Origin of the sequence: Rhizobium halophilum (assembly GCF_021648825.1) — a bacterium.
GTDB lineage: Bacteria > Pseudomonadota > Alphaproteobacteria > Rhizobiales > Rhizobiaceae > Neorhizobium > Neorhizobium halophilum.
The window spans coordinates 21,530-40,671 of sequence record NZ_JAKJHS010000012.1 but is presented as its reverse complement, the minus strand read 5'-3'; the positions used below and the strand labels follow the sequence as shown (position 1 = coordinate 40,671).

The window sequence follows — 19,142 nt, the reverse complement described above, 5'->3', positions numbered from 1 at the left end:
ATGACGTCGTTGCGCTTTCGGGAGTCGACCCGGAACAGCAACTTCCTCCGCTCCGCTGGGACCAGCCTGCGTGGGCCCGACTTACCCTCCCAGCGCCCGTAAATCCACCGCTACCTCCTGCCGTTTGGTGGCGGCTGTTCGGATGGCATCCAGAACGATCAGGTTTGCCGTCGCATCGCGCACATCGACCAGCGGCATCCCGCCCTCGCGGATGAGCTGAACAAAATGAAGCAGTTGCTCGATGTAAGGATCTGCTGCCTGCAGGGGCAAACGTGTCGTCTTGAGTTTGCGCGTCCAGTCCGGCTCATCGTCCGGCTCCCATAGGGTCAGGTCTGGCAGGGAGAGTCCCGCTTTGCTTCCCGCGTAATGGTGAGCACTGATATCGTGTGCAGGAAACCTTGCCGGATTTTCCCCCGCCGACAGATCCCAAGCCCAAGGACCGCTAGCGGCATCCGATATACCCAAGGTCGCAACGCCTCCCTTCACAAAGGTCACAATCACTGCGGCCGTATCTTCAACGGCGTGGCCGCGCCGCGCATTGCTGGAGATGGCCTGCACGTTTGCAATTTCGCCGAAGAAGTGACGCAGCAGGTCGATCTCATGCACAAGGTTAATCAGCAGCGGCCCTCCCGCTCCAGGCGTCCTGCGCCATGCAGCGTCGAAATAGGACGGAGTTTTGGCAAGCGAGCAGGTGACGGTTGCCAGCACAAGGTTGCCGATCCGGCCGGACCTTATGGCGTCTCGGGCAGCCTTGGTGATCGGATTGTGGCGCCGATGATGTCCAACCAGAAGCGGTACGCCGGTCTCGTCAACAATCCGAATGAGGGCAAGCGCAGATTCGAGACTTTCGGCGACCGGCTTTTCCAACAGGACCGGTAAATTCGATGTCAGCAGCATCGTGGAAATTGGTAGATGCGTCTCGTTTGGCGTGGCAACAATGGCAGCTTGCGCGGCCCTCGCATCGATAAGAGCTGCGACGTCGCAAAAGCACGGAACGCCGTGGGCGCTGGCCAAAGCCTGGCCTTGCGGACCGGGTTCCACCACAGCTGCCAAGGCGAGGTGCCCCTGACCTGTCTTCTGCATCTTTGCCAATGTATCGATATGGGTGCGGCCGATTGCGCCTGCGCCAATGACGGCGATGCCGATCGTGTCCAACTCTTTCTCCTCCCTAGCGCGACCACCATACAAAACCAAAATCAGAATTAAAGTTTAATCTTGAATGTAATTCCGTTTTTTGCATTACTGCGCGTGGACAGGCTTCGCTCGTTCGACACACCAGCGCCGGAGCTTCATGAGGGAGCCTCGGATATTGCTCTCGCAGGCAGTAACGGCAGTGATCAAAAAGGCAGAGCTGATGAGGCGGATACTCGTAACAGGCGGCACTGGCTTTGTGGGTGCACGCACCGTCAGTGCGCTTCAGGCGGCAGGACACCGCGTTCGCGTCTTCGATCTTTCGCCGCGCCCGGAGCGCCTGGCGAGCGCCGCGTCTGTGGAGATCACTTGCGGAGATATTTCAGATCCGGCAGCCGTCGCGGCTGCAGTCGAGGAATGTGACGGCATCATCCATCCTGCGGGCTTGATGACGCTGGACTGTGCCCGCGACCCTGCATTGGCCGCCAAGGTCAACCTCATTGGTAGCATCAATGTATTTGAGGCAGCAAAACAGCGCCGCCTGCCCGTAGCTTTTTTAAGCACGGCGGGCGTGTTTGGGCCACAGGATGGAGTTCACCCTCGACCCATGACGATCTATGGCGCAACCAAGCTTGCTGTGGAGGGGGTGGCGCGCGCTTTCTTTGCAGATCATGGCATTTCAAGCCTCGCCCTTCGCCCCTACATAATTTATGGCCCCGGCATCAGCTCAGGTATCGCAGCTGGCCCCTCTATTGCAATTTCCGCCTGTGTCCGGCGTGAGCCGGCCGAGATACGGTTTTCCGGCCGTGTCGGCTTTGTCTATGTCGACGACGTCGGCCTCATGCTGGCGGCAGCAATGACCGCGCCTTTGGAAGGCGCGACGGCCTTGACTATGGCCGGCGAGACGGCCGAAATGGACGCTTTTGTTGGCGAGCTTTGTCGGCAGTCCGACTGGTCGCAGATCAGCATCAATGGCAAGGCGTTGAGCATTCCAGCAGATCTCTCCTCCGATCCCGTTCCAGCTTTTCTTGGTCCGCAACCCGTGACTGGGATTGCCGCCGGTATTGCCCAAAGCCTCACGGAACTTCAGGGGCTGGGTCAGCGAAGGGCAATCGTCTAATGAATAGATCGCATTGTCCATTTTCGAGTTGGCAGCCGGCTGACTAACGTAACCGGACCAGGAGGAGGCGTAGTGCGCTCGACAGGCACACCTGCCGTAAGCGAGAACAGAAAACACGGTTCCCGGCCTTTCCACCGCGTCGCTGAGGAGCGAGAGTAATCGGGGGTAAAGCTTGTCACAGGCGCGCTAGGGAGGAGGACAATCAGGACAAACGATGGAGCCGCAGGTATTTCTGCGGTCGAGGTGCCGAACGGCGACGCGTGGTCGCACGTCGGTTCTTTTCAGATGATCACTTCGGGAGGATAACAAGATGATCAACAAGCTCGTGTATGCAACGGCACTCGTCACGACGCTCGCCGCGGCGCCGGCGATGGCCGAATTGAAGGTCGGTTCCATTGTGGAGCTGTCTGGCCCTGGTGCCGCGGCTGGCACCAATTTTCGCGATGGCGTGAAGATGGGTTTTGAAGAAATCAATGACGCCGGCGGCGTGCTGAACGAACAGATCGCGGTCACCGAGTATGACAGCCAGACCGATCCGCAGGTCTCACGCGCGATGGTACAAAAGGCAATCGACGACGGCGTCTATGCCATCATGGGAACAGTCTTCTCCTCGTCAACGGTCGTGAACATGCTGGTCGCCCGCCAGGCTGGCATCCCCCAGTTCACCGGTTCCGAAGCGCCTTCGATCACATCGATGAACAATCCCTACATCTTCCGCACCGCCTTTGGCTCGCAAAAAGGCGTGCCGAAGATGGCGAAATACATGGCCGACGAGATGAAGGTGAAGAAGGTTGCCATCGTTTGGGCAAACACAGAATTTGGCAAAGGTGGCCATACCTCTTTCCTGAAGGAAGCAGAAAACCACGGTTTTGAGATCGTTGCTGACATTCCAACCGAACAGGCCCAAAGCGACTTTTCGGCTGACATCGTCAAGCTGAAAGGTGCTCAGGCCGATGCAGCCTTTGTTTACGTCACCGAGGAGGAAAGCGCGCGCTTTCTTAGGGAGGCACGCAAGCAGGGCGTGACGATCCCGCTGGTGGGCGAAACCACGCTGATCGGACACAAGGTGATCGAGCTGGCAGGAGAGGCTGCCAATGGCGCAATGGGTCATGTCGGTCTGACACCAGACGCGAATATCCCGGCAATGACCGAGATGGTGGAGAAGTTCAAGGCCAAGTTCAATTACACACCAGACCATAACGCGATCAAAGGCTATACCGCAGCCTATGCTCTCAAATGCGTGACCGAGATGGTGGGTGAGCCCGACAGTCAGGCGATTGCCGAGAAAATGCACGGCCTGACCTTGAAAGCCGCCGACTGCCCGGGCGTGCTCATGGACGTCAGCTGGGATGAGACGGGAGAAATGTCGCGCGAGAGCTTCTTTGTACAGGTCGAGAACGGCAAACAGGTCGTCAAGGCCGTTCTGCCCCCCAATTGATCGCGGATCGGTCACCCCAGCGGCTGTGAGCCGCCGCTGGGGTGACCCTCAACGCCCTCGCAAAGCCGACAAGAGCCCTTAGGACGACATTATGGCCGAGCTATTACAGCTTCTCATCTCCGGACTTGCCGCCGGTTCCATCTATGCGCTCGCGGCTGTGGGCTTCACGCTGCTTTGGCAAGCGTCGCAAACGATCAACTTCGCCCAAGGCGAGTTCGTCATGCTCCCGGCATTCTTTGTCCTCATCGGCATGACCGTATTTGGCCTGCCATTGTGGCTCTCCATCGTCTTCGGACTTGCTTTGGCTTTGTTGATCCTCGGCGTCGCCTTCAAGCGGCTGATCGTCGAGCCGATGCTTCCCCATGGGACACTGCCGCTCGTGATCGCCACGATTGCACTTGGCTTGTTGATGAAGGAGAGCGTCAAGGAGTTCTACGGCGCAACTGCCCAGCCCTTTCCAGCCATTTTCCCGCAAACGGTTTATAACGTCGCAGGCGCCAGCGTATCGGTCCAGGATATCTGCAATCTGATCGTCTCGATGCTTGCCATCGGCAGCCTGCAGCTCTTCCTGAACCGCACGCGCACGGGCCGCTGCATGCAGGCAACTGCCCAAAATCCCGCCGTTGCCGAAGTCCTCGGCGTCAACGTCAAGCGGATGGTCCTGTACACGTTCTTGATCAACGCAGCGCTTGCAACCATCGCTTCGGTGCTGATCTCGCCGATTTATCTTGCCAAATTCTCCAATGGCGAAACGCTTGGTCTCGTCGCTTTCATCGCCGCCATTGTTGGCGGCTTCAACCAGATCCGTGGAGCTCTGGTTGGCGGGCTGCTGATCGGCGTCATCGACAATCTTTCCGCAGTCTATGTCTCCTCGGAATACCGCTCGGCCATGCCGCTCATCCTGCTCATCGCCATTATTCTGCTGCGCCCACAGGGCTTGCTCGGCACCCCGGAAGGGAGAACTGTATGACCCGCTCCAGGATCACCCTTCTTGCGCTTGCAATTGCAGCACTCGTCGTCGCTCCCCTGGGCCAGGGCAACTACATCATCTATACGCTCTGCTCCTGGTTGGTGTTCTCGATTGCCGCGATGGGATTGAACCTGACGCTTGGCTATGCGGGCCAGGTCAGTCTGGCGCAGGCCGGCTTCATGGGGATCGGGGCCTATATCACCGCGCTGATGACGCTGAACGGGGTCCACTGGAGCCTGGCGGCCTTCATTTCGATCGTGAGCAGCTTTGCGGTCGGACTTGCGCTTGGCTATCCGGCCTTGCGCGTCCAGCATCACTTCCTCGCCTTCGTCACCTTAGCCTTCAATACACTGCTCTTTCTCGTCTTGCGCAATGAAGAGGAGATTACCGGCGGTTCATTCGGGCTTGTCGGAATGCCGCGCCCCTCCTTCTTCGGCATCAGCACAGACGGCAACCTCCCGTTCTACTATTTCTCCCTGGTCTGTTTTCTTCTATCGACCGGCGTGTTGTGGTGGATCCTGCGATCGCCCTGGGGACGTGCCTTCAAGGCGTTGCGCGAAAATCCGATCCGCGCCGAAAGCCTTGGACTCAAGATCCGCCGCCAGACACTGCTGGCGTTTGCAATCGGTTCGGCTTTCGGCGGTTTGGCTGGCGCGATGCAAACGCCGCTTGTACAGTTCATCGAGCCAGGCAGCTTTGCCCTCATCCACTCGCTGAAGATCCTGCTCATGGTGGTGGTCGGGGGCTCGGGCTTCTTCTTTGGCCCGATGCTGGGAGCAGCGGTGGTGATCCTTCTTCCGGAACTGCTTCGTTTCACCGAAGGATACTACCTGATCATTTACGCCGCGCTCGTCATCGTGCTGATGGTGTACTCGCCCAATGGCCTGATCGGCCTCGGTCAAAAGCTTCTCGAGAAAGTCAGGCCCAAGCATGAAGCTCGGCACGACCTGAAGCAGGGGGTTTCGCTATGACCATGCAGCCCCAGGCGCACATCAAGCCCGTTCTGTCGGTCCACAACATTTCCAAGCAGTTCGGCGGCATCCGGGCCGTCAACAATGTGAGCTTCGATGTGTTGCCCGGCGAAATTCTTGGTCTGATCGGACCCAATGGCTCCGGCAAGTCGACGTTGTTTAACTGCATCCTCGGCCAGTTGAGGCCGACCGAAGGACATTGCGCGATCAAAGGGCGTGCAACGGATGGCGTGCGGCCTGCGGATCTTTCCCTGATGGGCGTCGGGCGCACATTTCAGCAGCTTTCGGTTTTCCCGAAGATGAGCGTGCTCGACAACGTTATCCTAGCGGGCCAGGAGCATGAAGGAACCATGTTTTCACGCCTGTTCAGCAAGGGCGACGCCGGCTTGACGTCAAAAGCTGAACAGTTGATCGATTTCTTTCGACTGACGCCTTACCGTAACACCGAAGCCGGATCCCTCTCCTACGGGCAGCAAAAGCTCGTTGATGCCGCCATGGCCTTCATGGCCGGTCCAGATATCGTACTGCTCGACGAGCCAGCTGGGGGCGTCAACTTGACCATGCTGGGGTACCTGAAAGACCGCTTGACCACCTATAACCGTGAGCACGGTACGACGTTCGTGGTTATCGAACACAATATGGAGTTTGTGATGTCTCTGTGCACCCGTATCATCGTGCTGGCACAGGGCGAGGTCATCGCCGAAGGAACGCCCGATCAAATCCGGTCGAATCAGATGGTCATCGACGCGTATCTCGGAGGCTGACATGCTTGAAGTCAAAAACGTCAGCGGCGGGTATGGCCGTATCACGATTCTCAACGGCACCTCGTTCAGCATCCCCAAAGCCTCCATCACGACGGTGATCGGGCCCAATGGGGCTGGCAAGTCGACGGTGTTCAAGGCGGTTTTTGGCCTTTTGAACATCCACTCGGGCGAGATCCTGCTCGACGGCGAAAATGTGACGCGGAAGTCTCCCGCCGAAATGATTGCCCGCGGGGTCACCTATGTGCCTCAGGGCCGAAACGTCGTGCCGCAACTGTCAGTGCTTCACAACCTCGAGCTCGGCGGCATCACGGCCAAGGACCAGTCGAGGGTCAAGCGTCGCATGGAAGAGGTGATGGACCAATTCCCCATGCTGCGCGAGCGTAAGGACCAGAAGGCGATCGAACTTTCGGGCGGGCAGCAAAAGCAGCTGGAGGTCGCCCGGGCCCTGTTGCTCGACCCGAAGCTGATCCTGATCGACGAGCCCTCCATCGGCCTGTCGCCGAATCTCGTCCAGGAAGTCTTCCAGACGCTGATACGGCTGCGCGACCAGGGTGTCACCATATTGATGGTCGAGCAGAACGCCAAGGCAGCCCTCGCTATGTCCGACTTTGGGCTGGTGCTCGAACTTGGTCAGACGCGCATGTTTGACCAGGCGACCAAGCTCCTGCAGGATCCGCGTGTCGGCCAGCTCTTTCTTGGCGGCCATATCGAAACCGCCGCCTGACGGCCTCCCAAGTCGGAGAAGGAGAGGCCCGGTCTTGAATGCCGGGGCTCCTACCATCTTGGCAGGGAAGTCGAGAAGAGTTGGAAAGAGCTTCTACACCGAAACGCATCGCCGAAATCGGCAAACGCGGTCCACCCACCATCGACAGGCAAGACAGCACCCTTGATGCCGGACGCTGCCGCAGACGCGAGGAAGTTCACGGCCGCAGCGACTTCTTCTGCTTGGATAAGGCGACCGGTCGCCGTGCGACGGCGAAGGGTCGGGAGGTCCAGGCGGCCCGCTTCGGACAGCTTTCTCACCAATGTCGTTTCCACAAAAGCCGGTGCCACGGCATTAACTCGGATTCCGTCGCTTGCCCATTCGCAGGCCATCGCTCTTGTCATTGCGACGATGCCGGACTTCGCCGCACCATAGGCGTTGCGTTTAAGAGGCCGGTCAGCCCGGCAATTGAGGAACGATTGAGGATAACGCCGCAGCGCCGCGCGACCATCCCCCTCGCCACCTCGCGTGACGTAACGAAGGTCCTAATAAATGGACGTCAAGCACACGCTTGAAGGCATTGAAGGGGTTTATATCCGGTGCCTTTGTGCTTGTCGAAGAGCAGAGCGACTGCTTTCTTGCCGCACAGCCATGTCGCCCTCCTCCCAAGAGGCCCTCGCCCGCCGAAGCGATATCCGTCTTGGTAGACGCGATGGGACGTCACTTTTTGCCAACGGCTGCGCTACTCTCGTCTATGTCCAAGCGGTTGAGAACGCCGTTGCGGTCTGGCAGGTCGTTTCGGGCGCGCAGCCGGGATGCCTGTCACTGCTGCCGCGCACCGATCAGCCGATGTTTCAAGGCGGGAATGCAGCAGCGCACCAGATTGTTTTGCGACCCTTGAGCTGTTCGCCGCTTTGGCGGAATCGACGCAATCCTGTCTGAGCACCGGATTTTTCCCGACAGCGCTTGACTATACGGGCGGCACCTCCAAAGTGGAATGACGATCCACAATGGAAAATGCATGAGCACGCTTGAGAAGTCTCTCACCATCATCCAGCTTCTTGCAGAGCGGCCCAATGGCTTGTCAGTGTCCCTGATTGCGCAAAAGGTCAATCAACCGGCCAGTGGTGTTCATCGGACGCTCAACGAGCTGATCCGGCTTGGTTATGTCCGGCAGGTCCAGGACCAGGGCGATTATGCTCTGACCATGAAGCTTGCCGCGCTGGGAGTTGGATTCCTGGGACGAACCGGCGTTGGTGATGTCGCACAACCCATTATTGACCGTCTGGCGCAAAAAAGCGGCGAATTGGTGCGGCTTTCGGTGATTGATGCAGAAGACCTGATATGGGTGGCCGTCGCTCAAGGTGCGACCGGCGGCCTGCGCTACGATCCCGGCGCAGAACAAGGCGTCATCGTCCATCTGGCCAGCAGCGCCGGTGGCCAGGCGTGGCTTGCCTCAATGTCGGATGACGAGGCGTTGCAGAAGGTCTCGCGCCAAGGTCTTACCAATCCCGACCGCCCTACAGGCCCCGGCGCCCCCCGCACGATCACGCAGCTGCTGCGGATTCTGGCAGAAACCCGCGAGCGCGGCTATGCCGTGTCCAGCAACAGCTACACATTGGGGATGACGGCGATGGCCGTGCCGGTGCGCAGCAATGGCCAGGTCATCAGTTGCCTGTCGATCGCCGGGCCGGCCGTGCGCATGTCGCCGGAGAGAATGGAAGAAATGGCAGCACCTCTCACAAGCGCAGCTGAAGAGATCGGAATGGCGGCCACTGGTTCGCGCTATTTTCCCGGGCTGCACAGCAAGGGTTGAGGAGCAGACGCTTCAAGCAACACAGACGATCTGGCTGCGCCGGGAGCCCGCATAAAACTGAATGGAAGGCTTTGGTCCTGCAACCGGCTTGGGACCAGAAGCCTTCCGGTCGCTACTATTGCAACGGCGAGTTTGCGGTGGGGAAGACAATGGTGGACTGCATGTCTGTTGTCAGCCACTCCGGTCCGCCCTTTGGCGGCCATACACCCTGCGCCACCGAATCGGCCCGGACCTGACCGCGCTCGTTGACGGATGAGAACGGCCAAATATGCGTCATCCGCGGCTTTCCATCGAGCCCGTATAGGCAAACCGTCAGCCTGGAGAGCTTTGTCCGTTCCGGAACTGCGGTCTCCCAGGCGCGAATGGTGGGCTCCAGCCCGCCGGTCTTCAGCACATAGGTCCGAAACTCATAAGCCGGCCCAAACCTGCCGATCTGAACCGGCGGCAGGAAGGGAAAAGGTGCATAGCTTTCCAGCTGCAGCCCGGTTAACCATTCCCCGGAACCAAATGGGCTTGAAGCCCGCAAGGTCCTTTCCCGCTCTTCGTCATGATCGGAGACGGTATCAAAACCTCGCAGCACGAGCACCCGGTTGAGGGTCCCGATATCGGCGTAGAAGATGCCGAGCAACCGCCCGGTCCCATCTCTGGCGAAGGCCTCGATTGCCGGCGCGGCCTTGGCAGCTGCCCCCATGGCGGTTGAGAGCGTGGCAATCTCATAACGTTGCATTTTCTGTCCTTTCGTTGGCCGTTGCGCCGAAATGGCTCGGCCGATCACTCAGTTTGCCTGCCGCATGCTTTGCCACCCGCCAGCCGAACACCACAGCCGGACCCAAGGTCGTGCCGGGTCCTGGATAGGTGCCACGAAAAATCGAAGCGAGATCGTTGCCGCAGGCATAAAGCCCGATCATCGGTTCGCCGGCCTCATTGAGAACCCGGCCGAATTCGTCTCCAGACAGGCCGGCACTGGAGGCAAGATCGGCAGGCCATACCGCCACCGCATAAAAAGGAGCGGTTTCGACGGGACCGATGCAGGGGTTTGGCTGTGCACGGGGATCACCATTGAATCGGTTGACCACTGAACCACCACGACCGAACGCCTCGTCGACACCTGTTTCGGCGGATTGGTTATACGCCTCTATGGTTTTGGCGAGCGTATCGGGATCGGCGCCAATCTTTGCGGCAAGTTCAAGCACCGTCTTTGCCTCGATTACATAGCCGGCCCTGACCATCGGTCGCAGGTTCTTGGCGCCAGGCAGGATCATCCCCATCCCATAGCGTTTCATGAAAGCGGCGTCGCAAACAAGATGCGCCGGCATTGAGCCGTCGCGGATCTGGCCCATGGAGAAATCATGGTAGGAATCAGACTCGTTGACGAAGCGCCTGCCCGCTCGATTGACGGCCAGTAATCCGGGCTTTGCGCGATCCAGAATGATATGCGGCCAGACAGCCCGTGAGCCGTCGGCTCTGTGATAAGAGGAGCAGGGCATCCACAGTGCCGGACTGTCTCCGCCATCTTCGAACCCGGCGCCGGCAGCCAAAGCGACATCTGCACCGTCGCCGGTATTGCTGACTGGCGCCAAAGCATAGCCGCGTGCGCCCGCAGGAAACAGTCGCTCGCGGATCTTGCGGTTCCAGCAGATGCCGCCGGTTGCCAAGACAACACCCTTGCGGGCACGGATCTGCCGGGGTCCAGAAGCGCTATCAAAAACGGCTCCGACGACCCGCCCTTCTTCGATGATCAATTCCTTGACGCTCGTTTGAAACAGCACCGGTACATGGGCCTTGCGCAGGCTGTAGAGCAAACGTGCCACCAGCGCGTTTCCCATCAACAACCGCGTGCCGCGCCGATAGCTGGCACGGTCTCTAAGGTAGCGTGAAACAATCGTGACGGCGCTCCTGAAATTGGCACTGGAGCGCAATGGATTGAGCAGACCATCAAGCTCGTTGCGGCCGACCATCATGCCGCCGAGGCCGAGAAACTCCCGGCGCGGGGGACGCACCCGGTCAAAGTCCTCCCGGCCAAGGAGCCGACCGTCAAAGGCCAAAGGTGCAAGCGCGCGTCCGCCATAGGCCGAGCCGGGACCGTCAAGATAATCCGGATGAGCAACGGCTGCCACGAACTTCACGTCGGTCAAGCGGTCCAGCTCTTCGATGGCCTCAGGACCGGATTGCAGAAACGCTTCCCGAAGCCGCACGCCAGAGCGATTGGCAACCACATGATTAAGAAATTCGCGTGCCGCCGCCACCGTGTCGGGCACGCCGGCCTGATCGGAAAGATGCGTACCGGGAACCCAAGTCGTGCCGCCGGAGGTCGAGGTTGTACCACCCACCTGATCGGTTTTCTCGCAGACGACGACTTGTAAGCCTTCCAGTGCCGCAACCAAAGCCGCTGTCATGCCGCCGGCGCCGGCACCACAGACCAGCAGATCGACTTCATCCGGCACACCCGGCACTGCGTCAGCCAACATCTTCTTTCCTCCCATAATATTGGACAGCGGCCGCCTTATCTCTTGCCATCGTCTCTGCAGCTATGAATCCATAAGTCATCGCTGGACCGAGCGTGATCCCGCCGCTGGGATAATGTCCGCCCATGATGCTGTTCATGTCGTTGCCGGCGGCAAAGAGACCGGCAATAGGCTGGCCCCGCTCATCCAGCACCCGGCTTTGCCGATCAGTCGAAATGCCGGCAAATGTACCGAGGCTGCCTGGAAACACCTCCACGGCATAAAAGGGTGCTCTGGTGATTGGAGCGAGACAAGGGTTTGGCCCGTGGTCGGGATCGCCCTGCACCCGTTGGTAGGGCGTGGTGCCGCGATGAAACTCGAGATCCTCCCCGCTTTCGGCCTGCGCGTTGAAGGATGTAACGGTGGCGTGCAACCCAGACGGGTCGATACCGCACCGTAGGGCCAGATCTTCGATTGTCGTAGCGCTTTTCAGATAGCCGTTGGACAGCCATCGTTGGAACGGCACCGGCGCCGGCTTGACTGCACCCAGCCCATAGCGGCGAAGGAAGCGATGATCGCAAATAAGCCAGGAGACGACGGGTTCGCCCTTCGGTATGGCCGCAATCATCTCTCTGACGTAGTCATGATAAGGACCGCCCTCGTCGACAAAACGTTTACCGGCTGCCGTCACGGCGATGATTCCCGGCTTGCCGCGTTCCACAAGGTGTGGAAAGCGGCCCCAGGTGCCGTCCTTTCGTGGCACCAGGGAAACGGGCGCATAAGCGGCAGCGTCCACCTGCACAGTCGAGATTTGGCCCCCCACGCTTTCGGCCAGGCGCAGGCCATCGCCGGTGTTGCTGTCGCAGGCTGCTGAGTGATGCTGCGTTCCCGCCCGTACATGCACCAGCATGTTGTGAAGTCGGCGATGATCATGGGGGAAACCGCCCGTCGCCAGCACGACGCCGCATCTCGCCCTCACCTCCTTCGGCCCGTCGACGGTTTCCACAACGGCCCCATCAATCCGGCCCCCGCTGCGCAGCAGTTGGCGTACCGGGGCTTGCGCCCAAAGGGTCACCCCCTTGTCGGCGGCTGATCGCAAAAGCCTTGCTACCAGCGCATTGCCGTTGACCAATTGCATGCCCCGACGATGGAGTGCCAGATCCCATAGATGCCTTGCGGTGCGCCTTGCGGCATGAAGGAAGGCGCGTACCGAGCGACTCGCTGTTAGAAACAGGCGCATGTCCGCACCAGACGCGATGCCCATGCCGAGAAGTGTGGTTTCGGCGATTGGTGGACGCAACTGTTTGATCAACGCACCAAGCTCGCGCCCGTCATAGGGCGCAGCCACGACAGAACGCCAGCCCGTGGCCGCGCCGGAGACATGCCCATGGAAATCTGGATTGCTGCTCCCGGGGTTGAATTTGACCGATGTGTCGCGTTCGAAGAACGCGATCATGCGCGGCGCGGCATCGAGATAGCTGTCGATCATCTGCTCGTTATAGCGGTTGCCGAGGATTTGCCTCAGGTAGCAGCGGGGCCTGTCCAAGTCCTCAGCCTTGCCAGCCACTACGGCATGCGGAGCATTCGGAACCCAGAGCCAGCCGCCGGACAAGGCTGTGGTCCCGCCAAAAACCTGAGCCTTTTCGGCAACGATTACGGACAATCCGAAATGAGCGGCGGCCACCGCAGCCGACAAGCCACCGGCGCCCGATCCAACCACAAGCACATCGCATTCGATGCGACTGGCGACCGCAGAATAGTCCCACATTGCAGGCTTAGGAACACGGATATCTGGCATGGCTCCCGCCATCTCCTGGCTCTCCTTTGAAAAGGTCCCGCGGCACGCCCGTCTTCTCCACCCTCACAGCGCATATGGACTGACCATGCGCAGACCCGGCTTCAGCAGGCTCCTCACATAAAAACGAATTTCATTCCAAAAATGAGCTTATTCAGTTTCTGATCTGGCAACGACCTCCTTAGCTTTGCGCAAGGCTGTTGCCGCTCGTTCGTCAGCAGTCATCCGGCGGTTCAGCTCGAGAGAAGCAATTTCGACGCTGATGGGAACATCCTTCGGTAATACACGCAGAAAGGTGGCGAGATCGATGCCGCCGTCGCCCGGCATCAGCCGGCCGCCGCGGGCGATTCGGATGAGACCGCTGTCGGAGGGATCATAGCCCAATGGCCCATCGCAGATCTGGATATAATGGATGAGACTGTGCGGTATCGCCAAAAGGTCCTCTTTCCTGCCACCTGTGCGATCCCAATGAAGTGCATCTGCCAACACTCCTCCAGCGGGCTGATCTGCAGCCTGCACAATGGCATTGGCTTCAACGGCGTCTCGCACGCCGGTCCAGGGCATGAATTCCAGATCCGCGGTCATCCCATAGCGACCAGCAAGCTCAGCAAACGCCGCAAACGTCTGTGTCAGGCGCGAATGGTCAGTGTCGTCGCCCGCAACAAGAACTTTCGACGCTCCCAGGGCCGCCGCACACTCAAGAAAAGGAAGAAACTCAGCGATCTCCGTTTCCGGCTTGAGCCGGACAATCTCGACGTCCGCAATACCGATGCCGGTTTCCTCGATCGCCTGCTGTGCTTGAGCAAGAACCCTTCGATCATTGAAAATCGGATAAGGGGCTTCGCCGCTTGCTGCCGCGGGCAAAAGCCGAAGACCGACCTCGTGGTAACCAGTCCTAGCTGCCACTCTAATAGCCTCGGGAGGCTGTAGATCGGCGACGGTGAGGAAGGAAAGCGAGTAGCGGCGTTTCATTGTCTTGCCCCTCACCTCGGTTGGCAGAGGAAGTCGACCATAAGGTCGCGGACCTCAACAAACATATCAATTCCGGTGATGGCGCGGCAGCCGATCTCGCTTGCTCGACAAACGAGCGGCGAAACTGCGGGCTGGGTAATCACCTCGCCAATGAACATGTCGGGGGTCAGCTTCTCATAATCATAGGGCAACGCATCCCCCTCTCTCATTCCCAATGGCGTCGCGTTTACCACGACATCGAAACCGCTCGGATCCGCGCTTCCGGCACTGATCTGTGCAAGGCCGAGCGAGGTAAGTCGCGTCACTAGACTTTCGCGCCGCGCCACATCCGTTTCATGGATTGCGAGGGTGGAGACCCCGGCAAGCACGAGTGCATGAGCAATCGCGCTACCTGCCCCGCCTGCGCCAGCAACCAGCGCCCGCTTTCCTTCAAGCACGCAACCGGCCTTTTGCAGCGCTGCGACGTGACCAAGCCCGTCAACCATGTCTCCTTCCCAACCCTCAGGCGTGCGGCGGATGGTGTTGACGGCGCCAAGGAATGCGGCGCGATCTGACAGTTTATCAACCATCTCGACGGCAGCGATTTTGTGCGGAACCGTAATGATGACGCCGGTCAGGTTTTGCAGGCGCAGCATGCCGTCCCAGAAGCGGTCAAGATCCTGTGGCGCGACATGACCTGGAACGCAAACAGCATTGATCCCGCGCGCCTGCAGCATCTCGGTCACGCCCGCGGGGGATTTCACCTGCGCGATCGGATCGCCAACGATGAAACAAAGCTGCGTGGCCCCATCCAGTACAATATTCACAACCGCCTCCTATGGAATTTCATTCCACTTTGGAATACATCTCCATTTCCAGAAGGTCCAGAGGCGACGAGCCTTTTGATGCAGATGAGGGTCGGCCTTCTCAAGATCTGAAGGGCCGTTTGACGAAGCTACGCGAAACGATGTGTTTCTGAGCGATGGAGAAAGAAGATGTGGAAGTCCTGCAACGAGGATCTCTTCAAAGCCTTGGCCGATCCGACACGTCGAGCAATTTTCGAGGAGCTTTGCCGAAATGGCGAGAAGACAGTGGTCGCCTTGACGGCCGCTGCCAGCATCGCTCAGCCGGGCGTATCAGTTCACTTGCGTAAGCTGAAACAGGCGGGCCTGGTGCGTGATCGACCAAGCGGACGCGTGACCTATTTCAGCGCCGATCACACAGCTCTTGTTCCCCTCGTCGACTGGACCAAGACGCTGGTCTCCCAAGGCCGAAAGAAGTGCTGAACCCGAACCGAGCCATGGCGTGCGATCTGCCCCAAACCTGATCTACAAGCCGTCATCCCAAAGGAAAGGCAGTGCTCAACCCAGTGGTTTCGGTGCGAAGGGAACGAACCAATCCAGGGGTAGCAGTGTCCTGCGTGAGTCAGACATGTTCGCTCTGGCCGAAATCAACAATGTCTGCGGCGTTTCCATCCTGTTCGCCAGCATTACCATCTGTCGCTTCCCACCAATCACCTAACGCATCAATCAGCGGCACCAATCGTTTGCCGGCAGGAGTGAGAGCGTACTCCACGCGCAACGGGTAACTTTCAAATTCCGTGCGGAGGACAATCCCCGCGTGCTCAAGCTTGCGCAGCTCAAACGCCAGCATCTTGTGCGAGATCGTCGGGTTGTCTCGACGAAGGTCGTTGAACCGCTTTGTGCCCTGTTGCAAATAGTAGATCAGCAATGTCGGCCAGCGGCCGCTGAGGATTTGCATCACCTCCTCGATCGGACAACAGGATACCAGATTTCTCATGTCAGCCTCGTGGTAACAAAAAGGTGCGTAATTTACTTGGTGCAGCCATCCGTTAGGGTCCGGTTTCGCTGCGCAGCGTGACCACCAAGATCACGGAGAACCTAACGTGGAACCTATCTTATTGTACGGCTTTCCCGCCGGGAGTTCTATGGGGCTTGTCGCTGCTTTCGAGTGGCTGGGCAACCCATACAAGCTCTGCCGGGTGGATATGTTTGGCAGCATGCGCGATCCCTCGTACAGACGGCTCAATCGTCGGGTTGAAACGCCTGTATTGATCACAGACGAAGGAAATGTGGTCACTGAAACCATGGCGATTGCTTCATGGATGGAAGCGCGAGATGCCGACAGGCGCATCAGCTTTGATCCCCTTTCAAGCGAAGCAGACCACATGCATCAGTTAATGGCTTTCATCAATACCGGCTTCACCAGCGCGTTCAGCCCGCTTTGGGCCGCGATGGAAATGCAAAGTCCTGACCCTGCGCTTCAGTCCCTTCTGAGGGCATGGGGTGGTGATGCGGTTGTCGAACGTCACGATCGACTTGAGGAGATGGTGGGCGACACCCGCTTTCTGATCGCCGACCACCCGACGCTCGCCGACGGCGTCCTGGTCGGCGTCGCCCGCTGGCTCGATTTCCATCAGGTGGCCGACAAGGCTCGCTGGCCAAAGCTGGCAGCGCTTAGGAACCGCCTCGAAAGTGACCCCGCCGTCGCCTATGCGACAGCCTTGGAAAACGGACAGCTGAAAGAAGGTGGTGGGGCGTGCACCGGCCACGTCGAACTGTCGGACGTGATCGAACGGTATGGTTTGAAATGAAGGCAGCGCGGGCCGTGATGTGCGTCTCCGGCCCGCGCTATCTTCACGGGCGTAGAGTGACGCTGCATCTCGCGGTGACCAAAGAAGCGGAAGAGCGATCGCAGGCTGAGCTCCGAGACAATGCGTTGCATCACTGAGACGCGAGCGCGGTCTGCGGGGATTTCGATCGCTTCTGACGGGGCCGGAATCGGCCAGCTGCCAATGTTCTAACGAGGTCCTGTCGCTCTTGCCTGGGTCAGTGACGAACGATCGACAACCCGCTAAAGTCATCCAAGCTGAGGATCCCCTGCCGTCATGATGAAGATCTTCATGGACCGTACTACCATGCAAGTGGGGGCTGGAGGCTCTCGGCGGTACTCATATTTCTGTGAGAATGAATGGAATTTATCGACGCCTATGAAAATTTAAAATTCGACTAATGTCGCTATCTCGCTTTCAATATCCGTATGAAACGCCAACCGTAGGCAGCGGACAAAAGCAAGCACAATGCGAGAAAGAGCCCACCAGATCTCTACAAGCTACGGTACCGCCGTTGAACTGCGCCGCGCCTGCCGAAGTGGGCAATTTGCAGAACCAACAAGTGGACTGGCGGAGGGCTATCAACAAGGCAATCTTGTTATCCTTCCGGCTGCCCTAGCGGGCGACTTCCTGCGGTACTGCGTTCGCAACCCAAAGCCCGCACCGATCCTGGGTATATCAGAAGCTGGCGATCCGCGCCTGCCGTCGCTGGGCGCCGATCTCGACATCCGCTTCGACGCGCCGCGTTACCGGGTCTTCCGAAACGGCGAAGCCGTCGACACCGTCACCGACATCGAGTCACTCTGGCGCGACGACTTCGTCACCTTCGTCCTCGGCTGCTCGTTCTCGTTCGAGACGGCATTGCTGCGCGCCGACATCCCGGTCAGGCACATCGAAGCCGGCCGCAATGTCGCGATGTATGAGACCAATATCGAGACGGCGCCATCGGGACCGTTTTCCGGTCCCATGGTCGTCTCGATGCGCTCCTTCACGCCGCAGGACGCGATCCGTGCTATCATCCTGTCGTCGCATCTGCCTCAGGCGCATGGTGCGCCCGTCCATATCGGCGATCCTTCGCAGATCGGCATTTCCGATCTGGCAAAGCCGGATTTCGGCGATGCGCCCGTCATTCACCCAGGCGATGTGACCGTCTTCTGGGCCTGCGGTGTCACACCGCAAACCGCCATCCGGCACGCCAGGCCGGAAATCGCGATCACGCATGCTCCAGGCCATATGCTGGTCACGGACCTCCGTACGGAAATTGCATGACCGCATGCCGGCGCAACGCGCCGGTCGATGATCACTATCAACAAGAACAAGGGGATCTAAAATGAAAACCATCCTACGCACACTTCTCGCAGGCGCCGCAATGGTTCCGCTCGCCTTTGCCGCCTCCGCTCAGGAATTGCCGGAGACAACCCTCAACGTGGTGGGCAGCTGGAGCAATCTGCCCCTCTACCAGAAGTTCGAACGCAACTTCTGGGAAGAAACAATTCCGGCTGCCTCCAACGGCAAGATCACCGTCAACATGACCACCTTCGACCAGATGGGCGTCACCGGCGGCGACGTCTTCCGGATGCTCGGTGACGGCGTGTTCGACATCGGCATGACCGTGGCCGATTACACCGTCGGCGATGCGCCGGAACTCGAAGGCCTCGACGTGCCGCTGATCGCCACCGACGCCGCATCAGCTCAGCGGATGACGGAAGCCGCCAAGCCGATGGTCCGCGACATCATGCGCGACCGCTTCAACGCCCATGCGCTCGCCATTGCCCCCTATCCGCCGCAGATCGTCTTCTGCAACGCCGACGTCAGCAGCCTTGCAGATCTGAAGGGCAAGAAGATCCGCGGCTCCGGTCGCATGACATCCCTCTTCCTGGAAGCTCTCGGCGCCGAAGGCGTGACGATGGCGTTTTCCGAAGTGCCCGGCGCACTCGAGCGCGGCGTCATCGATTGCGCCGTCACGGGCGCCGGCTCGGGCTACGCCTCGGGCTGGTTCGAATCCTCGACCCATCTGGTCAACCTGCCGCTGGGCGGCTGGGATCCGGTCATCACCGCCGTCAACCTCGACGTCTGGGAAGGCCTCGATCCTGCCGTCCAGACCTTCCTCACGGAACAGGTGGCGACGGAGTTTGAAGCCAAGGCATGGGCGGATGCGGGCGGCGCGTTGGAACGTGACATTGCCTGCCTGACGGGCGGCGAATGCGCAGCAGGTGCGGCCGCATCCATGACCCTGGTCGAACTGTCCGACGAGGACAAGGCGCGCGCTGTCACCGTTCTGGAAGAGACCATCCTTCCCGATTGGGCCAAGCGTGCCGGCGGCGACTGGGCCAAGCGCTGGAACGAGAGCATCGGATCGGCTTTCGACGTCACGATCGCGCAGTAACCCGGAATCGAGGGCGACGTG

At 59.4% G+C, this 19,142-nt stretch carries 19 protein-coding genes; 11 read left to right on the top strand and 8 right to left on the bottom strand.

Annotation, left to right across the window (positions count from 1 at the left end; all coding sequences use genetic code 11):
* Positions 1 to 81: 81 nt before the first annotated feature.
* The gene (locus tag LXM96_RS18575; RefSeq protein WP_240000058.1) at positions 82 to 1,155 is read right to left on the bottom strand and encodes a Gfo/Idh/MocA family protein; all 1,074 of its coding nucleotides are present in this window, start codon (positions 1,153 to 1,155) and stop codon (positions 82 to 84) included.
* A gap of 199 nt (positions 1,156 to 1,354) precedes the next feature.
* Between LXM96_RS18575 and LXM96_RS18570 the strand changes: the two genes are divergently transcribed.
* From LXM96_RS18570 to LXM96_RS18545, 6 genes are all read left to right on the top strand, one after another.
* A complete protein-coding gene (locus LXM96_RS18570; RefSeq protein ID WP_240000057.1) occupies positions 1,355 to 2,251 on the top strand; it encodes an NAD-dependent epimerase/dehydratase family protein in 897 nt (298 codons plus the stop codon).
* Positions 2,252 to 2,561: 310 nt separating this feature from the next.
* On the top strand, positions 2,562 to 3,689 hold the full coding sequence (locus LXM96_RS18565; protein ID WP_240000056.1) for an ABC transporter substrate-binding protein: 1,128 nt from the start codon (positions 2,562 to 2,564) through the stop codon (positions 3,687 to 3,689).
* A gap of 91 nt (positions 3,690 to 3,780) precedes the next feature.
* Entirely contained in the window at positions 3,781 to 4,659 is an 879-nt protein-coding gene (locus LXM96_RS18560; protein ID WP_240000055.1) for a branched-chain amino acid ABC transporter permease, read from the top strand.
* The gene (locus LXM96_RS18555; protein ID WP_240000054.1) at positions 4,656 to 5,630 is read left to right on the top strand and encodes a branched-chain amino acid ABC transporter permease; all 975 of its coding nucleotides are present in this window, start codon (positions 4,656 to 4,658) and stop codon (positions 5,628 to 5,630) included. Before LXM96_RS18560 ends, LXM96_RS18555 begins: the two co-directional genes overlap by 4 nt.
* A 20-nt stretch (positions 5,631 to 5,650) precedes the next feature.
* Positions 5,651 to 6,394, top strand: coding sequence for an ABC transporter ATP-binding protein (locus tag LXM96_RS18550; protein ID WP_240000107.1), 744 nt, complete (start codon positions 5,651 to 5,653; stop codon positions 6,392 to 6,394).
* Position 6,395: 1 nt separating this feature from the next.
* Positions 6,396 to 7,118 (top strand): ABC transporter ATP-binding protein, encoded by a 723-nt coding sequence (locus LXM96_RS18545; protein ID WP_240000053.1) that lies wholly within the window; start codon positions 6,396 to 6,398, stop codon positions 7,116 to 7,118.
* 50 nt (positions 7,119 to 7,168) lie between these two features.
* Here the strand turns inward: LXM96_RS18545 and LXM96_RS18540 are convergent, their stop codons facing one another.
* Positions 7,169 to 7,489, bottom strand: coding sequence for an SDR family oxidoreductase (locus LXM96_RS18540; protein ID WP_240000106.1), 321 nt, complete (start codon positions 7,487 to 7,489; stop codon positions 7,169 to 7,171).
* Between the two features lie 629 nt (positions 7,490 to 8,118).
* Between LXM96_RS18540 and LXM96_RS18535 the strand changes: the two genes are divergently transcribed.
* Complete coding sequence (locus LXM96_RS18535) at positions 8,119 to 8,913, top strand: IclR family transcriptional regulator (RefSeq protein WP_240000052.1); 795 nt, start codon at positions 8,119 to 8,121, stop codon at positions 8,911 to 8,913.
* Between the two features lie 115 nt (positions 8,914 to 9,028).
* Here the strand turns inward: LXM96_RS18535 and LXM96_RS18530 are convergent, their stop codons facing one another.
* The 5 genes from LXM96_RS18530 to LXM96_RS18510 form a co-directional block, all read right to left on the bottom strand.
* A complete protein-coding gene (locus LXM96_RS18530; RefSeq protein WP_240000051.1) occupies positions 9,029 to 9,640 on the bottom strand; it encodes an NIPSNAP family protein in 612 nt (203 codons plus the stop codon).
* Positions 9,627 to 11,381, bottom strand: a complete 1,755-nt coding sequence (locus LXM96_RS18525; protein WP_240000050.1) for an FAD-dependent oxidoreductase — start codon at positions 11,379 to 11,381, stop codon at positions 9,627 to 9,629. The genes LXM96_RS18530 and LXM96_RS18525 overlap by 14 nt, the downstream gene beginning before the upstream one ends.
* Positions 11,371 to 13,155 carry an FAD-dependent oxidoreductase gene (locus LXM96_RS18520; RefSeq protein ID WP_240000049.1) on the bottom strand — a complete coding sequence of 595 codons (1,785 nt, stop codon included), beginning with the start codon at positions 13,153 to 13,155 and terminating at the stop codon, positions 11,371 to 11,373. Before LXM96_RS18520 ends, LXM96_RS18525 begins: the two co-directional genes overlap by 11 nt.
* Before the next feature lie 147 nt (positions 13,156 to 13,302).
* Positions 13,303 to 14,124, bottom strand: a complete 822-nt coding sequence (locus tag LXM96_RS18515) for a sugar phosphate isomerase/epimerase family protein (RefSeq protein WP_240000048.1) — start codon at positions 14,122 to 14,124, stop codon at positions 13,303 to 13,305.
* Between the two features lie 11 nt (positions 14,125 to 14,135).
* The gene (locus LXM96_RS18510; protein ID WP_240000047.1) at positions 14,136 to 14,930 is read right to left on the bottom strand and encodes a shikimate dehydrogenase family protein; all 795 of its coding nucleotides are present in this window, start codon (positions 14,928 to 14,930) and stop codon (positions 14,136 to 14,138) included.
* Between the two features lie 168 nt (positions 14,931 to 15,098).
* On the opposite strand from LXM96_RS18510, the gene LXM96_RS18505 reads away from it, so the two are divergent.
* The gene (locus LXM96_RS18505) at positions 15,099 to 15,389 is read left to right on the top strand and encodes an ArsR/SmtB family transcription factor (RefSeq protein ID WP_240000046.1); all 291 of its coding nucleotides are present in this window, start codon (positions 15,099 to 15,101) and stop codon (positions 15,387 to 15,389) included.
* Between the two features lie 139 nt (positions 15,390 to 15,528).
* Here LXM96_RS18505 and LXM96_RS18500 read toward each other — a convergent pair whose 3' ends face one another.
* Positions 15,529 to 15,903: a winged helix-turn-helix transcriptional regulator gene (locus tag LXM96_RS18500; RefSeq protein WP_240000045.1), complete on the bottom strand. Its 375-nt coding sequence runs from the start codon at positions 15,901 to 15,903 to the stop codon at positions 15,529 to 15,531.
* Between the two features lie 106 nt (positions 15,904 to 16,009).
* Here LXM96_RS18500 and LXM96_RS18495 point away from each other — a divergent pair, with 106 nt between their 5' ends.
* The 3 genes from LXM96_RS18495 to LXM96_RS18485 all read left to right on the top strand — a co-directional run bounded on the left by LXM96_RS18495 (position 16,010) and on the right by LXM96_RS18485 (position 19,121).
* Positions 16,010 to 16,717: a glutathione S-transferase family protein gene (locus LXM96_RS18495; RefSeq protein ID WP_240000044.1), complete on the top strand. Its 708-nt coding sequence runs from the start codon at positions 16,010 to 16,012 to the stop codon at positions 16,715 to 16,717.
* Positions 16,718 to 17,203: 486 nt separating this feature from the next.
* The gene (locus tag LXM96_RS18490) at positions 17,204 to 18,004 is read left to right on the top strand and encodes a putative hydro-lyase (RefSeq protein ID WP_240000043.1); all 801 of its coding nucleotides are present in this window, start codon (positions 17,204 to 17,206) and stop codon (positions 18,002 to 18,004) included.
* 61 nt (positions 18,005 to 18,065) lie between these two features.
* Positions 18,066 to 19,121 (top strand): TRAP transporter substrate-binding protein, encoded by a 1,056-nt coding sequence (locus tag LXM96_RS18485; protein WP_240000042.1) that lies wholly within the window; start codon positions 18,066 to 18,068, stop codon positions 19,119 to 19,121.
* Positions 19,122 to 19,142: the final 21 nt, after the last annotated feature.